Raw genomic sequence first — 18885 nt, 5'->3', positions numbered from 1 at the left:
ATCTGTTCTAGTGTGTCGGATCATGGAACACCGCCATCTCGGCCGCAGCGGTCTCATGGTCAGCGAGATCAGCTACGGCAACTGGATCACCCATGGTTCCCAGGTCGAGGAGGACGCGGCGCGCGCGTGCGTGCAGGCGGCACTCGACGAGGGCATCACCACGTTCGACACCGCCGACGTCTACGCGGGGACGAGGGCCGAGGAGGTCCTCGGCCGGGCGCTGAAGGGCCTTCGCCGCGAGTCGCTGGAGATCTTCACCAAGGTCTACTGGCCGACCGGTCCCGGCCGCAACGACCGCGGCCTGTCCCGCAAGCACATCACCGAGTCGATCCACGGGTCGCTCCGGCGTCTGCAGACCGACTACGTCGACCTCTACCAGGCGCACCGCTACGACGCCGAAACTCCGCTCGAGGAGACCCTCAAGACCTTCGACGACCTCGTACGGCAGGGCAAGGTGCTGTACATCGGGGTCAGCGAGTGGACGGCCGAGCAGATCGGCCGGGCACTCAAGATCGCCGACGAGATGGGCTTCGACCGGATCGTCTCCAACCAGCCGCAGTACTCCATGTTGTGGCGGGTCATCGAGGCCGAGGTCGTCCCCCTGTCAGAGAAGGAGGGCATCGGCCAGGTCGTCTTCTCGCCGATCGCGCAGGGCGTGCTCACGGGCAAGTACCAGCCCGGCCAGCCGCCGCCCGCGGGATCGCGCGCGACCGACGAGTCCGGCGGGGCCAACTTCATCAGCCGCCTGCTCCACGACGACGTGCTCACCCGGGTCCAGGACCTCCAGCCCATCGCCGCGGACCACGGCCTCACGATGGCCCAGCTCGCCGTGGCCTGGGTGCTCCAGAACCCCAACGTCTCGTCCGCCATCGTGGGCGCGAGCCGTCCGGAGCAGGTCAAGGACAACGTCAAGGCGTCGGGCGTCATACTCGACGCGGACACCATGAAGAAGATCGACGAAGTGCTCGGCTCCGTGGTGGAACGCGATCCCGCCAAGACCGTGAGCCCCGCCCGGCGCCCGTAAGCGGGCCGGGCCCGACCCCGATCAGGCCTGCCGCAGGGACATCCCCGCGTATTCGACGCGTTCGTCCTCCATCAGCGTGACCTGCTCGACACCGGTTTCGAGCAGGTCGCGCCAGGTCTCCCCCAGCCACGACTCGGCGTCGGCCTGGCTGGAGAAGATCTCACGCGGCAGCGGCCGGTCCGTCAGCTCGCCGCCCTTGGCGTCCTCGTAGCGCCAGCGCCATGTCATTCCCGCACGCCCCTTCCGCCGTCCTCACCACGAGGGTCTGCCCCTCGCGGGATCCAGCCGACCCTATATCGGCCCCATATCGGCAGGGGCTCGGCGAGGCCGAGGCGCGTGCCGGGGAACGCCGGGCCATACGGCCCGTGAAGAAACTGGAGGTGTCATGGAGGTCTACCTGGAGGGAACGGCCGGGCTTGAGGGCTGGCCCGCCCCCGGCTGCGGCTGCGCGTCCTGCGGACGCCTCTCCCCCGGGCACCGCGGACCGGCCTCGATCCTGCTGGACGGCCGCGTACGGCTCCCGCACCCGGGGCCGGGGCTTCCGGAGGGATACGGGTTCAGGAGGGGTCCCGACGGGGACGAGATCGTCACGCCTGACGGAGGTCGCCTCCTGCACGCCGGCGCCTCCCGGTGGGGCGGCTCGGAGCCGTACGCGACGGAGCCCTTCGACCTCGTGCTCATCGACCTCCTCGACCGGCCCGAACACCTCGGCGACCTGCGCCGCCGCGGGCTGGTGACCCCTCACACGCGGGTGGTCGCCGTGGGGGTCGACCATCGAGTCACCTCAGAAGCCGAGCTGAGCAGGAGGCTCGCGTTCTGGGACGCCGAGGCCGTGCCCGACGGGACCTCGCTCGAGACGGCCGCCGGCGGCCTGCCGTACGAGGCGGCCTCCCCGCGGCGTGGCCGCACACTCCTGCTCGGCGGCTCCCGTTCCGGCAAGTCGGCGGAGGCCGAGCTGCGGGTGGCCGCCGATCCCGACGTCACCTATGTCGCGACGGGACCGTCGGTCGGCGACGACCCGTCCTGGCTGGCCCGGGTGCAGGCCCACCGGGATCGGCGGCCCGCACACTGGCGGACGGTGGAGACCACCGATCTCGCCCCCCTGCTCCTGAATCCGCCGGGCACGCTCCTGATCGACGGGCTCGGCACCTGGCTGGCGGCGGTCTTCGACGAGTACGGCGCATGGCCCGGCCAGTCCGCCCCCGCGGACGCCACGCCCGTTCCCGCAGGCGGCGACTCGGCTTCCGCGGGCGGCGCGCCGCTTCCCGCAGACGACATGCCCGCTTCCGCGAGCGACGCGGCGATCTCCGCGGCCGACCGCGTCGCGCGGCGGTGCGACGATCTCGTGGCGGCCTGGCGGCGGGCCCCGGGCCGGGTCGTGGCGGTGAGCGACGAGGTCGGGCTCGGGGTCGTCCCCGCCACCGCGAGCGGACGGCTGTTCCGCGACGCGCTCGGCCGGCTCAACCAGCGGCTCGCGCAGGAGTCCGAGGACGTGGCCCTGGTCGTCGCGGGACGGGTGCTTCCGCTGCCATTCTGAGTCGGCCCGTCCGGGTCGCTACGATCGTCCGTCGTGTCCGGAACGCCGCGCCAGCCTGGTCTCCTGTCCGCATGGCGGTTCGCGGTCGGCATGCTGACCGTCTTCCCGGTGCGCGCCGGTACGGTCGACCGTGCGGTCGCCGGCCGGGGCATGGCCCTGGCGCCCTTCGCCGGGATGATGCTGGGGCTCGTCGCGGCGGGAGTCCTCATCGTCGCGGACGGCCTGTCGGGGTCCGCGCTCCTCGCGGCGGCACTCGCCGTCGGGACGCTGGCCTGGCTGACCCGCGGACTCCACCTGGACGGACTGGCCGACCTCGCCGACGGGCTCGGCAGCCGCGCGCCGTCACAGCGGGCGCTCGACATCATGAAGCAGTCGGACATCGGGCCGTTCGGCGTCGTCACGCTGATTTTCACGCTTCTCGTCCAGATCGGCTCGCTCGCGCAGATCCAGACCGCCGCGCCGCCCTTCACCGGAGCGCTCGCCCTCGTGGTCTCCTGCGCCGCCGGCAGGCTCGCCGCGACCTGGGCCTGCCGCGACGGCGTTCCCCCCGCCCGTCCCGACGGCCTCGGGGCTCTCGTCGCAGGTGCCGTACGGCGACGTCAGGCGATCGCGGCGACGGCGGCGACGGCGGCCGTCCTCGCCCTCGCCGCGCTCGCGATCAACTCCGGGGCGCGGTCCGTCTGCCCGTTCACCCCGGACCAATGGGTGGCGGGTCTGTGCGAGTCGATCGGCGCTCCCGCGAGCACGTCGCTCGCCCTCGGCCTCGCCCTGGTGCTCGCGCCGTCCGCGGGCCTCGGCGCCGCGGCCCTGCTGCGCCGGCGTGCCGTACGGCGACTGGGCGGCATCACGGGCGACGTGCTCGGCGCACTGGTGGAGACCTCCGCGACCGTCACCCTGCTCGTGTGGGTCCTGCTCTGACGGCCGGTTCGCGGTCGGATTCCCGGCGCGGACGGCCCTCGCGAATTCCTGCGTGATCACGAATCGTGACGTCGCAGACGAGACACGTGATCACCGAATACCCGCATGATCACGCGGGAGATCGGGGCCGGTCAGGCCATATTTCGCCGAGCCTGTGCATGATCACGCGGGAGTGGGGGGCGGGCGGGGATTCGTAGGACGAACCCTCGTTTATGCGTGGGGGAGAAAGCAGGGCTAGCATCGGCTCACGTGACCACAGTGCGCCTCAACGCCTCTCAATCTGTCTCCATCGAGACCGATGCATTGATCGTCGGCTTCCACGCCACTCCGGAAGGACCCCGGACGGCTCCTGGTGCGGACGGACTCGACCAGGCCTTCGACGGCCGCCTCGCCGAAATCCTCACCACCGTGGGGTTCGCGGGCAAGGCCGAGGAGATCGCCAAGATCCCGACGTTCGGGGCGTTGCCCGCACCGGTCGTCATCGCCGTGGGACTGGGTGCCGCCCCCGACGGCGACTATGACCTGGAGACCCTGCGCCGCGCCGCGGGAGCCGCCGCCAGGACCCTCGCCGGCACGGCCTCCGCCGTCCTGGCCCTGCCCGCCGCCACGGCCGAGCAGGCCGAGGCGGTCGCGATCGGCGGCCTGCTGGGCGCGTACACCTTCACGAAGTACCGCACCAACGGCGACGCGAAGGCCCCGGTCGGCGAACTCGCCGTGTCGTCCACCGCCGCCGGCGCCGAGGAGGCCCTGCGGCACGCCACCACGCTGGCCGGCGTCGTCGGCCTGGTCCGCGACCTCGTGAACACGCCCCCGTCCGACCTGTGGCCCGGCAAGTTCGCCGAGATCGCCCAGGAGGTCGGGGCCGAGGCGGGCCTGACCGTCGACGTGCTCGACGACGAGGAGCTCAGGAAGAACGGCTACGGCGGCATCGTCGGCGTCGGCCAGGGCTCCATCAGGCCGCCCCGCCTCGTACGGCTCGGCTACACGCACCCCGAGGCCACCCAGACCGTCGCCTTCGTCGGCAAGGGCATCACGTTCGACTCGGGCGGCCTCTCGCTCAAGCCCGCCGCCTCGATGGACTGGATGAAGTCCGACATGGGCGGCGCGGCCGCCGTGTTCGGTGCCCTCCTCGCGGTCTCCCGGCTCGGCCTGCCCGTCAACGCCGTCGGCTACCTCTGCCTCGCGGAGAACATGCCGTCCGGTTCGGCCCAGCGCCCCTCCGACGTGCTCCACACCTACAGCGGCAAGACGGTCGAGGTCCTCGACACCGACGCCGAGGGCCGCCTGGTGCTGATCGACGGCATCGCCCGCGCCGCGGAGGACTCGCCGGACCTGATCGTGGACGTCGCCACCCTCACCGGTGCGCAGATCGTCGCGCTCGGATGGCGTACGGCCGGCGTCATGTCCAACGACGACGCCCTGCGCGAGGAGGTCGTGGAGATCGCCGGCGGCCAGGGCGAGAGCGCCTGGGGCATGCCGCTCCCCGAGGAGCTGCGCAAGGGCCTCGACTCCCCGGTGGCCGACATCGCCAACCTCCAGCCCGAGCGCTGGGGCAGCATGCTCGCCGCGGGCATCTTCCTGCGGGAATTCGTGCCGGACGGCATCCGTTGGGCACATGTCGACATGGCGGGGCCCGCGTTCAACAAGGGCGAGCCGCACGGGTACACGCCCAAGGGCGGCACCGGAGCCATCACCCGCACCCTGATCGGCATCGCCGAGCGTTACGCCGGCAACTGAACCCCGATCTTCAGAGACAAATGAAAAGATGCTGTCGGATCGATCCGGCGGTGCGTGAATCCAGCGAGGAGCATTCCAGTGGCTGATGGCAGCGGCCCCTTCGACATCGTGATCCTGGGCGGCGGTAGCGGCGGCTACGCCTGCGCCCTGCGAGCGGCGGAGCTGGGCCTGAACGTCGTCCTCATCGAGAAGGACAAGGTCGGCGGCACCTGTCTGCACCGGGGCTGTATCCCGACCAAGGCCCTGCTGCACGCGGCGGAGCTGGCCGACCAGGCTCGCGAGGGCGAGGCCTTCGGCGTCCGCACCAAGCTCGAGGGCATCGACGTCCCCGGCGTCCACTCCTACAAGGACAAGGTCGTCAGCGGGCTCTACAAGGGTCTCGCCGGCCTCATCAAGAGCAAGAAGATCACCGTGGTCGAGGGTGAGGGCCGCCTGTCCGGCCCCAACCGCGTCACGGTCGGCGACCAGGTCTTCGAGGGTCGCAACGTCGTGCTCGCGACCGGTTCCGTGCCGAAGTCGCTGCCCGGCCTCGACATCGACGGCGACAAGGTCATCTCCAGCGAGCACGCGCTGGTCCTCGACCGCGTGCCGTCCTCGGTCGTCGTGCTCGGCGGCGGTGTGATCGGCGTGGAGTTCGCCAGCGTGTGGCGCTCCTTCGGCGCCGAGGTCACGATCGTCGAGGCGCTCCCCCACCTGCTCCCGCTCGAGGACGAGTCCAACTCCAAGCTGCTCGAGCGGGCCTTCCGCCGCCGCGGCATCAAGTACGAGCTGGGCGTCCGGTTCGAGAGCGTCAAGACCACCGACACCGGCGTGGTCGTCACCCTGGAGAACGGCAAGACCCTCGACGCCGAGCTCATGCTCGTCGCCGTCGGGCGCGGGCCGGTCTCCGCCGGCCTCGGATACGAGGAGGCGGGCGTCGCGGTCGACCGCGGCTACGTGCCGGTCAACGAGTACTGCCAGACCAACGTGCCGGGCGTGTACGCGGTGGGCGACCTCATCCCCACCCTGCAGCTGGCCCACGTCGGGTTCGCCGAGGGCATCCTGGTCGCCGAGCACATCGCCGGCCTGAACCCGGTGCCGATCGACTACGACGGCGTGCCGCGCATCACCTACTCCGAGCCCGAGGTTGCGTCGGTGGGCGTCAGCACGGCCGTCGCCCGGGAGCGGGGTCACGACGTCGTCGAGCTCACCTACAACCTCGCGGGCAACGGCAGGAGCAAGATCCTCCAGACTCAGGGCGAGGTCAAGGTCGTCTCCGAGCGCGACGGCCGGGTCCTGGGTGTGCACATGGTGGGCAGCCGTGTGGGCGAGCTCATCGCGGAGGCTCAGCTGATCTTCAACTGGGAGGCCACGCCCACCGACGTCGCCCAGCTGATCCACCCGCACCCCACCCAGTCCGAGGCTCTCGGCGAGGCGATGCTGGCCTTGGCCGGCAAGCCGCTGCACGTACACAACTGAAGCCCTCTAGGAAACGCGAGAGAGAAGGACCATGCCGGTCTCCGTAACAATGCCCCAGCTCGGTGAGAGCGTTACCGAGGGCACCGTCACCCGCTGGCTGAAGAGCGAAGGCGACCACGTCGAGGCGGACGAGCCGCTTCTCGAGGTGTCGACCGACAAGGTCGACACCGAGATCCCCTCGCCCTCGGCGGGTTATCTCACCAAGATCATTGTTGCTGAGGACGAGACCGTCGAGGTCGGCGCCGAACTCGCTCTGATCGACTCCAACGGCGCGGCCGCCGCTCCGGCACCCGCCGCGCCGCAGGCTCCCGCCGCCGCGCCTGAGCCCGAGCCCGCCCCTGAGCCCGAGCCGGCCCCCGCGCCGGTGCAGGCCGCGCCGCCGGCGCCCGCCCCGGCCCCGGCCCCGGCTCAGCCGATCTCCTCGATCCCGCAGCCCGCGCCGGCCGTCGTGACGCCGCCGCCCGCTCCGGCGCCCGCGCCGAGCCCGGCTCCCGTCACGCCGATCGCCACCACGCCCGCCGTGGCCCCGGCCCCGCTCCCCTCGACGGGAGAGAGCCCGTACGTCACGCCGCTGGTCCGCAAGCTCGCGGCCGAGCACGGTGTGGACCTGGACGCGCTGACCGGCACCGGTGTCGGCGGCCGCATCCGCAAGCAGGACGTCATCGAGGCGGCCCGCGTGCAGCGCGAGCAGGCCGCCGCGGCGGCTCCCGCGCCCGCTCCGCAGGCGCCCGCGGCTCCGGCTCCCGTCCAGGCGGCGGTCACCCCGGCCCCGGCTCCCGAGCCGGTCAAGGTGGACACCACCCTGCGGGGCACCACCCAGAAGATGACGCGCCTGCGCAAGGTCATCGCCGACCGGATGCTGGAGTCGCTGCAGACCTCCGCGCAGCTCACCACGGTCGTCGAGGTCGACGTGACGCGGGTCGCCACGCTGCGCTCGCGCGCCAAGGCGGCGTTCGAGGCCCGCGAGGGCGTGAAGCTGTCGTTCATGCCGTTCTTCGCCCTGGCCGCGGTCGAGGCGCTGAAGGTGCACCCCAAGCTCAACGCCGTGATCAACGACGAGACGAGCGAGGTGACCTACCACGACGTCGAGAACCTCGGCATCGCGGTCGACACCGAGCGCGGCCTCATCGTCCCGGTCGCCAAGAACGCCGGCGACCTGAACATCGCCGGCCTGGCGCGCAAGATCGCCGACCTTGCGGAGCGCACCCGCACCAACAAGATCGGCCCGGACGAGCTCACCGGCGGGACGTTCACGCTGACCAACACCGGCAGCCGCGGCGCCCTGTTCGACACGCCGATCCTGAACAAGCCGCAGGTCGGCATGCTCGGCACCGGCTCGGTCGTGAAGCGCCCCGTCGTCGTGGACACCCCCGACGGCGAGGTCATCGCGGTCCGCTCGATGGTGTACCTGGCGCTGACCTACGACCACCGCCTGGTCGACGGCGCCGACGCCGCGCGCTTCCTCACCACGATCAAGCGCCGCCTCGAGGAGGGCCGTTTCGAGGGCCAGCTCGGGCTCGCCTGAGAAGGTCCTCAACCGACGAGGGCCTCGCCCGGTCCTCGTCCGGTTCTCGTCTGACAGGTTCACGTCCGCCCGGCGCCCGGGTGGACCGTCCGGAAGCCGCCTCGCCGTCGCGGGGCGGCTTCCGCCGTTCCGCGGGCGCCCCCCTGGACGGCCTTATACGTCGCCACGACGCGGTGAGCGCGTCCGGGCGGTCGGCCCCGGAGGGCCGATCCCGCCCGGAAAACCCCGCATCAGCGGGCGAGGTGGGGTAGAAGCCCTACCGTGGACGAAACGACGATCGCGGTGACCGGCTCGTCCGGTCTGCTCGGCTCGGCTCTGATCGAGTCCCTGCGGGGAGCGGGAACCCGGATCCTCAGACTTGTACGGCAGTGCCCCCAAAACCCGGATGAGGCCTTCTGGGACCCGGCGGGAGGGGTTCTTGCGCCCGCCGTCCTCGAGGGCGTGGACGCGGTCGTCCATCTCGCGGGGGCGAGCGTCGGCGACCGGAGATGGACGCCCGAGTACAAGCGCAAGCTTCTCGCCAGCCGGGTGGCGGGGACCCGCACCCTGACGAAGGCCCTCGCCGCACTGGACAAGAAGCCGCGGGTCCTGCTGTCCGGCTCCGCGGTGGGGTTCTACGGCGACACCGGAGACCAGGCCGTGGACGAGACCGCGCCCGCGGGCCAAGGGTTCCTCGCCGGTCTCGCGCGGGAGTGGGAGCAGGCGGCCAAGCCCGCGGAGAGAGCCGGCATCCGGGTCGTGCGCCTGCGGACGGGCTTCGTGGTCAGCGGGCACGGCGGGGCGCTCGGCCGGTTGATTCCGATTTTCAGGATGGGAGCGGGCGCCGTGCTGGGAAGCGGCACGCAGTACATGTCGTGGATCTCCCTGCCCGACTGGGTGTCCGCCGCCCGCTTCCTCCTGGACCACGAGGGGATGTCCGGCCCCGTCAACCTGACGGCGCCCGAGCCGGTGACGAACGCCGAGTTCACCAGGGAACTGGCCAAGGCGCTGCACCGGCCGACGATGCCCGTCCCCGCCCCGGCCTTCGCGCTGCGGCTCGCGCTCGGGGAGTTCGCGCAGGAGGGGCTCCTCATCGGCCAGCGCGCCCTCCCCCGGCGTCTGCTCGACGCCGGCCACCGGTTCGCCCATCCCACCCTCGGAGAGGCACTGGCGGCCGTACTCTAGTGAGTCCTTCTTCTGACACTGGAGTGAACAATGGGCCGGATCGGACAGTCGCACATCGTCGCGATCGGCGGAGGGTCGTTCCGGCAGACCGAGCGGTACGGGTTCATCGAGCCGACCGGTCTGCTGCGCTACGTGCTCGACCTCACCGGCGAGGACCGCCCGAAGCTGGGCCTGCTCGCGACCGCTACCGGTGACGACTCCGACTGGCTGCTCAAGATGTACGGCGCGTTCAGCCGCTGGGACGTCGAGGTCAGCCACCTGACCGTCTTCCCCATGCCGAACGTCGACGACCCCCGCGAGTGGATCCTCGACCAGGACGCCATCTACGTCAGCGGCGGCAGCGTCGCCAACCTCGCCGCCCTGTGGCGGCTGCACGGCCTCGACGAGGCGTTCGCCGAGGCCTGGCGGGGCGGCGTCGTGCTGTCCGGCCAGAGCGCGGGCGCCCTGTGCTGGCACGTCGGCGGCAACACCGACTCCTTCGGGCCCGCGCTGCGGCCCTGGGCCGAGGGCCTCAGCCTGCTGCCGTACTCCTGCGGCGTGCACTACAACTCCGACGGCCAGCGCCGCAAGCTGCTGCACGAGTCAGTGGCGGCCGGCGAACTGCCCGAGGGATACGCCGCGGACGAGGGCGTCGCCCTCCACTACGTCGGCACCGAATTCATCCAGGCGGTCACCGTCGACCCCAGCGGTTACGCCTACCGCATCGAGCGTGACGGAGCCGGGGTCAAGGAGTTCCGTATCGAACCTCGTCAGCTGGCCTCTACGCTTTAGGGCGTGAAGGGCTTGGCCATCGTCCGGATGGGTGTCGACGTTCCGTACGAGCAGGCGTGGAGCACGCAACGGCGTGCACACGAACGGCGGGTGGCCGGCGGGATCTCCGATCTGTGCCTCATGCTGGAGCACGCTCCCGTCTACACGGCGGGCAAGCGGACTCGTCCGCACGAGCGGCCCGCCGACGGGACGCCGGTCATCGACGTCGACCGCGGCGGGAACATGACCTGGCACGGCCCCGGCCAGCTCGTCGGGTACCCCATCCTCCGGATCGACGACGTCACCGCGTACGTCCGTCTCCTCGAGGAGGTGCTGATCCAGGTCTGCGCCGACTTCGGGGTCGCGGCGAGCCGGGTGCCCGGCCGGGGCGGGGTGTGGGTGCCGGCCGATCCCGCCCGGGGCCTGGGCGACCGCAGGCTCGGCAGCATCGGCATCCGGGTGTCCCGCGGCGTGACCATGCACGGTTTCGCGCTCAACTGCGTGAACGACCTGAGCTGGTACGGCCGCATCCTGCCCGCCGACGACGGCGGCGTGACCTCCCTGGCGGCGGAGACCGGCCGGCGCATCACCGTCGAGCAGGTCATCCCCGTCGCGGGGAAACGGCTGGCGGAAGCCCTCGGCGCCGAGGCCTACGACCTGTACGAGGAAGATTTGGCCGAGGTAATAAGCTGAACGGGTGACGGTTGCACCAGAAGGCCGCAAGCTCCTCCGCCTGGAGGTGCGCAACAGCCAGACCCCCATAGAGAAGAAGCCGCCGTGGATCAAGACACGGCTGCACAACGGCCCCAACTTCAACGAGATCAAATCCTTGGTGCAGGGCGCGGGACTGCACACGGTCTGCCAGGAAGCCGGATGTCCCAACATCTCGGAGTGCTGGGAGGACCGGGAGGCCACCTTCCTCATCGGCGGTGACCAGTGCACCCGGCGCTGCGACTTCTGCCAGATCGACACCGGCAAGCCGGCCGAGTACGACAGGGACGAGCCGCGCCGCGTCGCCGAGTCGGTGACCCAGATGGGCCTGCGCTACGCGACGGTGACCGGGGTCGCCCGTGACGACCTGCCCGACGGCGGCTCCTGGCTGTACGCGGAGACCGCCCGTCAGATCCACGCGATGGTCCCCGGCTGCGGCGTCGAGTTGCTGGTGCCGGACTTCAACGGCGACCGCGGGCAGCTCGAGGAGGTCTTCTCCTCCCGGCCCGAGGTCTTCGCCCACAACATCGAGACCGTGCCGCGGATCTTCAAGCGGATCAGGCCCGCCTTCCGCTACGACCGGTCCATGCAGGTCATCACCATGGCCCGTGAAGCCGGGCTGGTCACCAAGTCGAACCTCATCCTCGGCATGGGCGAGGAGCGCGAGGAGATCACCCAGGCCCTCCGCGATCTGCACGACGCCGGATGCGACCTGGTGACGATCACGCAGTACCTCCGCCCCACGCCGCGCCACCACCCGGTGGACCGGTGGGTGAAGCCGGAGGAGTTCGTCGAGCTGCAGCGGGAGGCCGAGGAGATCGGCTTCGCCGGCGTCATGTCCGGGCCGCTCGTCCGCTCGTCCTACCGCGCCGGGCGTCTGTACCAGCAGGCGATCGCAGCACGGCAGACTCTCTGATCGGTCTCGTTTTCATTAATCGACCCTGAGATTTGTATCCTTCACACCATGGCGAAAGACCCTGCGGCTCCCGGACGGCTCAAGCAGATCCGGATGCTGGTCCAGATCACCAAACAGGGCGATCCCAAGGCCATGCCGATCGTGTACGCATCGGCCCTCGGGACGCTCGTCGTGTTCGTGGTGCTGGGCCTGTTCTTCGGCTGGACCTGGTACGTAACAGGCGTGTTCGCCGCCCTCCTGGTCGGCATGTTCCTGTTCGGCCGCAGGTCGCAGCGCGCGCAGTACTCGATGATGGACGGGCAGCCCGGTGCGAGCCTCGCCGTCATGAAGAACATGCGGGGGAACTGGTACGTCGACGAAAAGCCGGCGGCGATCAACCGCGACCAGGACGTGGTGTTCCGCGTCGTCGGCTATCCCGGCGTGGTCCTGGTCTCCGAAGGACCGGGGAACCGGGTGCAGCGGATGCTCGTCGCGGAGAAGAAGCGCGTCCAGCGGGTCGCCATCGACATCCCGGTCTACGACATCCAGTGCGGCAACGGTGAGGGCCAGGTGCCGCTGGCGAAGCTCCAGCGGCACCTGATGAAGCTCCCCCGCAACCTGAAGAAGCCGGTCGTCTCCGAGGTCAACAACCGCATTCGCGCGCTGACCCCGGCGATGCCGATTCCGAAGGGCCCGATGCCGCGTTCGCAGCGGCCCCGCTGATCCACGCGGGTCGCCTGGATCCCGTGCGGACGGGCCGGTAGAAGGTTCGAGGGGCTCGATGGACGTCGGCAGGAGAACGGTCTCGCGCGCGGAGGCCTCGCGGGCCAACCGTGGCTGGTGGGACGGCGAGGCCGACGACTACCAGACGGAGCACGGCGAGTTCCTCCGTGACGACGGTTTCATCTGGTGTCCGGAGGGGCTCGACGAGGCCGACGCGCACCTCCTGGGCGAGGTGGCGGGCAAGAGCGTCCTGGAGGTGGGCTGCGGGGCGGGGCAGTGCGGCCGATGGCTGACCGCCCAGGGCGCCGCGGTGGCCGGGTTCGACCTCTCTCACCGGCAGTTGCAGCACTCCCGCCGCATCGATCAGTCGACCGGCACGGCCCTGCCCGTCGTGCAGGCCGACGCCGAGGTCCTGCCGTTCGCGGACGGCTCGTTCGATCTCGCGTGCTCGGCCTTCGGGGCGTTGCCGTTCGTGGCGGACGCCGGGGCGGTGCTGTCCGAGGTCCGGCGGGTGTTGCGGCCGGGTGGACGGTTCGTGTTCTCCGTCAGCCATCCGATCCGGTGGGCGTTCCCCGACGACCCCGGGCCCGGGGGCCTCACGGCCGACCGTCCCTACTTCGACCGGACGCCGTACGTCGAGTTCTCCGACGACGGCGTGCCGTCGTATGTGGAACATCACCGGACCATGGGCGACTGGGTGGCCCTGATCGTGTCGTCGGGCCTCACCCTGACCGGGCTGGTCGAGCCGGAGTGGCCGGAAGGACACGCGCAGGTCTGGGGTGGCTGGAGCCCCCTTCGCGGCCGACTCTTCCCCGGAACCGCGATCTTCCAGTGCCGCCGGCCGTAGACGCGGCCTCAGAACACGCGGCGGCAGTGCCGTACGGGCGCGTCAGATCTTGACGACAACGGTGCCGGCGGCGCGGTCGTGCAGACCGCGGCGGTCCCGGTCCCAGATCAGCGCCGGCACGGCGAGGCACAGCAGGAACGTGCGGATCAGCACGGACAGGAACGCGGGGCGGCCGCCCTCGAGTGAGGCCACCCGGATCCCGAACAGCCGCATGCCCAGGGTCATCCCCACGGTGCCGACCAGCAGGACGTACTCCGCGGCGAAGACGGCCAGGCCGATCCAGCCCTGGTTCCGCGGGTCGGCGTGGAGCAGGCCGCGGGCGATCGCCACCGTGCACAGCAGCCAGTCGACCACGACCGCGGCGATCCTCCGGCCGAAGCCCGAGACCGAGCCGGATCCCTCTTCCGGCAGGCCCAGACGCTGTCCCGGGTAGCCGAAGTCCGCTCCGGCCGCCCGGACGCCCCCAAGCCAGGTCTGTGTCCATCGAGGCTGCCGGTCGCTCATGGTGCCCCAGCGTATCGGGGCCGGTGATCGGTCTTCCTCTCGGAGGCGAAGCCGTTCATCATGGGCACGGCGATCGGCTTATTTCCGCCTGTTTCATCCATGGGGAGGGAACGATGCGGCCGAAGGATCCCGACGACATCGACGCGCGTTTCGAAGCGCTGATCGCCCAGTTCGACAAGGACGAGATCAGACGGCTGGTCGAGGAGGCCGAGGGCGTCGCCGAGGATCCCCCGCAGGAGCCCGGCGAACGTCCCCCGGCCACTCCCCCGCGGCGTTTCGACCGCCGGGGGATGCTCCCGGTCGTGGTGATCGTGCTGTCCGGCCTGGTCGTGCTCATCGGTCTGGTCGTCAGCCTTCGCCCGGACATGTTCGGCGACCCCGGTCCCGGCGACACGCCCAGCCCCCGGTACGGCGAGGCCCCCACGGTCGCGAGGGCCGATCCGATCCTCACCCCCATCGAGGACGACGAAGCCGGGCAGGAGTTGCCCCGCCTCGCCGATCCCTTCGCCGGGTCTCCGGCGGCGGCGTTCGCCGACGGGACGGCCGGGCTCGTGACGCCCCCGGCCAGGGCGCTGGGCGGCTTGACCGAGGAGGAGGTCGGGGCCGCGCTCGCCCGTGTCCGGAGGCTGCTCGCCGTCGCGTACCTCGACCCGGCCACCGTGCGCGGGAAGAAGCCGGACGCCTTCGTCAAGCTGCTCGATCCCGGGCAGCGCGGGTGGTTCGCGCGCCACCTCGACAAGGCGGGCACTCCCGACACCCGGACGTGGGTGTTCAGCCTGGATCCCCGTACGGCGGAGCCGAACGGAGACACCGTCAAGGTCGACGGGAAGACGACGATCACCGCGGTCCGGGGCCGTGCCGGGGCGGCCACGAAGGGACGCGGGGGCGTCACGATCAAGGCCGACTACCTGTTCGTCTACGCGGTGCGCCCGCCCGGTGATCAGGTGACGACGATGCGGGTGGTGGCCCACTACGTGGTCGGCTTCTCCGCCCGCCGGGACGGCGGGCGGCTCGTGGTCTGGGTGGACGGCGTCACGCGGAGCGTCTTCGGCGCCCGATGCGATGCCCGCGGCGGCGCCGGGGACGGCTTCGTCCGGCCCGGCCTCCCCGGATCCCCGGAGGAGGCCCGCCCCTCGGGCGCTCCGACCGACCCGTACGATCGGAGGGAGAGCGGGGCCGGCCGCCACGGGTGCCGACCGACGACGGGCACCTGACCTGCTCGGATGCGCCTTGCCAGTCGGGCAAGAGTGGGTCAACCGGCGCGGGTCCGAGGGCTTTCGCGGGGCCGCCGGGGTTAGCGTCGATGGGCGCTCCCCTTAACACCCACGAAACAATCGAGACACGGAGCGGAAACGGCCCCCGCCTATTTTCGGGTCTGCTAGCACATGCCCTTGGGAGGTTCAAGAGTGTTTAACTCTGCCGATGACGTACTCAAGTTCATCCGTGAGGAGGGTGTGCAGTTCGTCGACGTCAGGTTCACGGACCTGCCGGGCACGACGCACCACTTCACTTTCCCGGTGGAGAACTTCGGGGCAAACGTCTTCACCGACGGTCTCATGTTCGACGGTTCTTCCATTCGCGGCTTCCAGGCCATTCACGAGTCGGACATGCTCCTGCTGCCCGACCCGTCGACCGCGGTGCTGGACCCGTTCCGTCAGCACAAGACGCTGATCATCAACTTCTTCGTGCACGACCCGCTGACCGGCGAAGCCTACAGCCGCGACCCGCGCAACGTCGCCCGCAAGGCTGAGGAGTACCTCAAGGGCACCGGCATCGCGGACACCGTCTTCTTCGGCCCTGAGGCCGAGTTCTACATCTTCGACGACGTCCGCTTCGAGACCAAAGAGAACGCGGGCTACTACTACATCGACTCGATCGAGGGTGCCTGGAACACCGGCAAGGCCTCCGAGGGCGGCAACCTCGGTTACAAGCCTCGTTACAAGGGCGGCTACTTTCCGGTTCCGCCGATGGACCACTTCACCGACCTGCGCTCGCAGATGGTCCGCAACCTGATCGACTCCGGCATCGAGACCGAGATGCAGCACCACGAGGTGGGCACCGCGGGTCAGGCCGAGATCGACTTCAAGTTCGGCACGCTGCTGAAGACGGCCGACAACCTGATGCTGTACAAGTACATCATCAAGAGCACGGCGATCGAGGCCGGTCACACGGTCACGTTCATGCCGAAGCCGCTCTTCGGTGACAACGGCTCAGGCATGCACTGCCACCAGTCGCTCTGGAAGGACGGCGAGCCGCTCTTCTACGACGAGGTCGGCTACGCGGGCCTGTCGGACACCGCCCGCTACTACATCGGTGGTCTGCTCAAGCACGCGCCCGCGCTGCTGGCCTTCACCAACCCGACGGTGAACTCCTACCACCGTCTGGTGCCGGGTTACGAGGCGCCGGTCAACCTGGTCTACTCCCAGCGCAACCGTTCCGCCTGCATCCGCATCCCGATCACGGGATCGAACCCGAAGGCCAAGCGCATCGAGTTCCGCGTGCCGGACCCGTCGTGCAACCCGTACTTCGCGTTCGCCGCGCAGCTCATGGCCGGCATCGACGGCATCCGCAACAAGATCGAGCCGCCGCAGCCGGTCGACAAGGACCTGTACGAGCTTCCTCCGGAGGAGGCCGGCCAGGTTCCGCAGGTTCCCGGCTCGCTGCCGGAGGTCCTGGACGCCCTCGAGGCGGACCACGAGTTCCTGCTCGAGGGCGGCGTCTTCACGCCCGACCTGATCGAGACGTGGATCGCGTACAAGCGCGAGAACGAGATCGACCCGATCCGGCTGCGCCCGCACCCGCACGAGTTCGAGCTCTACTACGACGTGTGATCGGTCACCGCGCGATGAGCTGCACGTTCATCGCGCGGTCCCGGTCTGGTTCTGCCTCGGTTCCGTCCGAGCGGCGATCACCGCATCGATCGCGGCCCGCGTCGACTCGTCGGAGCAAGTCGTGGAATCGAAAGCCCGTGGGAAGGTCCTGCACCTTGCCACGGGCTTTTCGCATTGCCCATTCAAGCTTCCACGGGCCGACCTGGGCACCATCGTCGTCAGTGAGCAGCGTCTCGCCGCTGTGGCCGGCCTTGACGTGGGCCGAGAGTTCGAGCGCCAGGGACGCCGGGTTGGGGACCGGCGTCCGGGAGGTCTCAGTCTTGAGCGCCTCAGCTGGGTACTGCACCGCCGGATGGACGATCCCCCGCATGAAGTCGACGCGTAGGCCGAACACCTCGGCGGCACGAAGGCTGACGAACGCCCCGAGGAGAATCACCACCCGGTGCCGCACAGGCATCGCGTCGTGCTAGGCCCACACCTGACCCGTTGCGGCGACGTACGGTCGCCGGCTCCCCTGCCCCGGCGACGTTCTGCGAGACCAAGGAGATCGAGAGATGATCCCGTCGTGCGCGGCCCGTCGTTATCCTCCGGCTTCCGGTAGCTAGTCACCTTCCGCCTTGTCGTAGATCCCCACGGACCACAGGCCTGGTTGGCGGCCGACCACAGCCGCGAGCCGTTCCGGGTTCGTGGTGATCGTCTTTGCCGTGAACCTGCCGTCGCACGTGCCCTGCTTCGGGTCATGGACCTTGCAGTTCCCGTACTGCGGGCCTGTAGGACCTTCGGCGACCGGCGCGTCAGCGGGGAACACCCAGATGTCGATGTTTTGTGCTTCTCCCACCCATCCCGAGGATGTCTCAAATCGTTGGGTATCAAGACCGCTGCCCTGGGCGCCGGTCCGGGCACCACATCGGCCGAACTCGCTCCCACCGTCCGCAGTTCTTACCAACACCCAGTCCCTAGGGTCGGCGCATCGAATGGTCCTGCCGGTGTTGTCGCTGGTCGGCCGGAATGTCACCCTCACCCTCTGTCCCACGAACGGGTGAGCCTCTGAATGGATCAGCGACAAGATGCCCAAAGCTCCTTCCATTCTTTCGGGCATCTGGACACTGGCGGGCAAGCGTAGGGAGGGCTGGGACGCTGTGGTCTCCCTGTCGATTAGGGGCAGGGCGATACCGAACATGCCAGTGATGACCGCGGCTATCCCGGCCAGTGTCGCGCCGGCGGCGACGCGCTTGCGCAGGCGCATCCTGCGTCCCTGTTTCACGATCTCGGCCACGTGAAAAGGCCGGCCCGGGCCATCGGCGCCGCGTTCGGCCAGGACGGTGCGCAGGTCGTTCTCGGTGACGTGCCTCATCTCGTCGCCTCCGGTAGCAGATCCTGGACTTCTGGAGTCACGCGTAGCCGTGCCAGTCCCCTGCTGAGTTGCGTCTTCACGGTTCCCAGTGAGCATCCGAGAGTGTCGGCCACTTGTTGCATGGTCAGCTCGTCGAAATAGTGCAGGACGATCACCGTGCGTTGCCGCTTCGATAAGGAGCCGATAGCCGCCCACAGGGTGTCGCGGTCGACTACGGTCCCGGAGAAATCATGTTCGGATCGTTCTGGGACCTCGTCTGTGGGCACCTCTCTCCGCCATCTCCTCCGCCACCAGGAGGTGTGCGTGTTGACGATGATCCGGTAGACGTACCGGTCGGGATCTCCCTCGATCCTGCGCCACACTGCCCAGGCCTTGGCCAGTGAGGTCTGCACGAGATCCTCTGCCACCGCCCAGTCCCGGGTGAGCAGGTACGCCGTCCGGCACAACCGGTCGTGTCGATGTGCGACGTACTCGGCGAAATCATTCGCCATCTAGGACCTCCGTTCGGATCACTCCACCGATCACTACTGCCTGGAGGGACGATCCGGACGACACTCTGTGAGAACTTTCTGTACGTCTTAGACGGGGTGGACAGGGGTGAGGCTCGGCGTCGACGCCGAGGCTTCAGACCTCCGCTGTTCGTCGCATCCGTGTGAAGACCATGCCGACGAAGGCCGCCGCCATCCAGGCCGCCAGACAGATCCGCGCATAGGTCCCGGCCCAGGTGGGGGGACGGTCCCGGTTCTGGGCTGCAGCAGGTTTCCCGGTAGCAGGCTCTCCGTTTACATGCCAGCTGGAATGTATACAGAAAGCTGTAGTCCGTATACTCATACCAGCTGCAGCGCGACAACAGACGATGTACTTCCGCAGGTAGCCCGCAGGTTCATCGAGAAATGATCAGCGTGCC

19 protein-coding genes are annotated in these 18885 nt (G+C 69.8%); 14 read left to right on the top strand and 5 right to left on the bottom strand.

What is annotated here, in order from left to right:
- Positions 1-22 precede the first annotated feature (22 nt).
- Positions 23-1024 (top strand): aldo/keto reductase family protein, encoded by a 1002-nt coding sequence (locus tag Pph01_RS01150; protein ID WP_204070990.1) that lies wholly within the window; start codon positions 23-25, stop codon positions 1022-1024.
- Positions 1025-1045: 21 nt separating this feature from the next.
- On the opposite strand, the gene Pph01_RS01145 is transcribed toward Pph01_RS01150, so the two are convergent.
- Entirely contained in the window at positions 1046-1252 is a 207-nt protein-coding gene (locus Pph01_RS01145; protein WP_203950961.1) for a hypothetical protein, read from the bottom strand.
- A gap of 157 nt (positions 1253-1409) precedes the next feature.
- On the opposite strand from Pph01_RS01145, the gene Pph01_RS01140 reads away from it, so the two are divergent.
- From Pph01_RS01140 to Pph01_RS01090, 11 genes are all read left to right on the top strand, one after another.
- Positions 1410-2561, top strand: a complete 1152-nt coding sequence (locus Pph01_RS01140; RefSeq protein WP_204070989.1) for a bifunctional adenosylcobinamide kinase/adenosylcobinamide-phosphate guanylyltransferase — start codon at positions 1410-1412, stop codon at positions 2559-2561.
- A 33-nt stretch (positions 2562-2594) separates the two neighbouring features.
- Positions 2595-3479 (top strand): adenosylcobinamide-GDP ribazoletransferase, encoded by an 885-nt coding sequence (locus Pph01_RS01135; RefSeq protein ID WP_239116330.1) that lies wholly within the window; start codon positions 2595-2597, stop codon positions 3477-3479.
- A gap of 249 nt (positions 3480-3728) precedes the next feature.
- The gene (locus Pph01_RS01130) at positions 3729-5216 is read left to right on the top strand and encodes a leucyl aminopeptidase (RefSeq protein ID WP_204070988.1); all 1488 of its coding nucleotides are present in this window, start codon (positions 3729-3731) and stop codon (positions 5214-5216) included.
- Between the two features lie 78 nt (positions 5217-5294).
- On the top strand, positions 5295-6674 hold the full coding sequence (gene lpdA, locus Pph01_RS01125; RefSeq protein WP_204070987.1) for a dihydrolipoyl dehydrogenase: 1380 nt from the start codon (positions 5295-5297) through the stop codon (positions 6672-6674).
- Positions 6675-6705: 31 nt separating this feature from the next.
- Complete coding sequence (gene sucB, locus Pph01_RS01120; RefSeq protein WP_204070986.1) at positions 6706-8199, top strand: 2-oxoglutarate dehydrogenase, E2 component, dihydrolipoamide succinyltransferase; 1494 nt, start codon at positions 6706-6708, stop codon at positions 8197-8199.
- A gap of 261 nt (positions 8200-8460) precedes the next feature.
- Positions 8461-9363: a TIGR01777 family oxidoreductase gene (locus Pph01_RS01115; protein WP_204070985.1), complete on the top strand. Its 903-nt coding sequence runs from the start codon at positions 8461-8463 to the stop codon at positions 9361-9363.
- Between the two features lie 30 nt (positions 9364-9393).
- Positions 9394-10134 carry a Type 1 glutamine amidotransferase-like domain-containing protein gene (locus Pph01_RS01110; RefSeq protein ID WP_204070984.1) on the top strand — a complete coding sequence of 247 codons (741 nt, stop codon included), beginning with the start codon at positions 9394-9396 and terminating at the stop codon, positions 10132-10134.
- Between the two features lie 3 nt (positions 10135-10137).
- On the top strand, positions 10138-10806 hold the full coding sequence (gene lipB / locus Pph01_RS01105) for a lipoyl(octanoyl) transferase LipB (RefSeq protein ID WP_239116329.1): 669 nt from the start codon (positions 10138-10140) through the stop codon (positions 10804-10806).
- Between the two features lie 4 nt (positions 10807-10810).
- Positions 10811-11740 carry a lipoyl synthase gene (gene lipA / locus Pph01_RS01100; RefSeq protein WP_203950968.1) on the top strand — a complete coding sequence of 310 codons (930 nt, stop codon included), beginning with the start codon at positions 10811-10813 and terminating at the stop codon, positions 11738-11740.
- Between the two features lie 48 nt (positions 11741-11788).
- Positions 11789-12442, top strand: a complete 654-nt coding sequence (locus Pph01_RS01095) for a DUF4191 domain-containing protein (protein ID WP_204070983.1) — start codon at positions 11789-11791, stop codon at positions 12440-12442.
- A 58-nt stretch (positions 12443-12500) separates the two neighbouring features.
- On the top strand, positions 12501-13289 hold the full coding sequence (locus Pph01_RS01090) for a class I SAM-dependent methyltransferase (protein WP_204070982.1): 789 nt from the start codon (positions 12501-12503) through the stop codon (positions 13287-13289).
- Positions 13290-13331: 42 nt separating this feature from the next.
- Here Pph01_RS01090 and Pph01_RS01085 read toward each other — a convergent pair whose 3' ends face one another.
- On the bottom strand, positions 13332-13793 hold the full coding sequence (locus Pph01_RS01085) for an RDD family protein (RefSeq protein ID WP_204070981.1): 462 nt from the start codon (positions 13791-13793) through the stop codon (positions 13332-13334).
- A gap of 113 nt (positions 13794-13906) precedes the next feature.
- On the opposite strand from Pph01_RS01085, the gene Pph01_RS01080 reads away from it, so the two are divergent.
- Positions 13907-15007, top strand: coding sequence for a hypothetical protein (locus Pph01_RS01080; protein ID WP_204070980.1), 1101 nt, complete (start codon positions 13907-13909; stop codon positions 15005-15007).
- A 192-nt stretch (positions 15008-15199) separates the two neighbouring features.
- Positions 15200-16624, top strand: a complete 1425-nt coding sequence (glnA, locus tag Pph01_RS01075; RefSeq protein WP_204070979.1) for a type I glutamate--ammonia ligase — start codon at positions 15200-15202, stop codon at positions 16622-16624.
- 4 nt (positions 16625-16628) lie between these two features.
- Here glnA and Pph01_RS01070 read toward each other — a convergent pair whose 3' ends face one another.
- The 3 genes from Pph01_RS01070 to Pph01_RS01060 all read right to left on the bottom strand — a co-directional run bounded on the left by Pph01_RS01070 (position 16629) and on the right by Pph01_RS01060 (position 18469).
- The gene (locus Pph01_RS01070; protein WP_204070978.1) at positions 16629-17081 is read right to left on the bottom strand and encodes a site-specific integrase; all 453 of its coding nucleotides are present in this window, start codon (positions 17079-17081) and stop codon (positions 16629-16631) included.
- Positions 17082-17225: 144 nt separating this feature from the next.
- Positions 17226-17978: a hypothetical protein gene (locus tag Pph01_RS01065; protein ID WP_204070977.1), complete on the bottom strand. Its 753-nt coding sequence runs from the start codon at positions 17976-17978 to the stop codon at positions 17226-17228.
- Positions 17975-18469 (bottom strand): SigE family RNA polymerase sigma factor, encoded by a 495-nt coding sequence (locus Pph01_RS01060; RefSeq protein WP_204070976.1) that lies wholly within the window; start codon positions 18467-18469, stop codon positions 17975-17977. Before Pph01_RS01060 ends, Pph01_RS01065 begins: the two co-directional genes overlap by 4 nt.
- Positions 18470-18885: the final 416 nt, after the last annotated feature.

Origin of the sequence: Planotetraspora phitsanulokensis, assembly GCF_016863295.1 — a bacterium.
GTDB classification, from domain to species: domain Bacteria; phylum Actinomycetota; class Actinomycetes; order Streptosporangiales; family Streptosporangiaceae; genus Planotetraspora; species Planotetraspora phitsanulokensis.
Note: the sequence above shows the minus strand (reverse complement) of the source record. Positions and strands in the feature narration are given on the sequence as shown.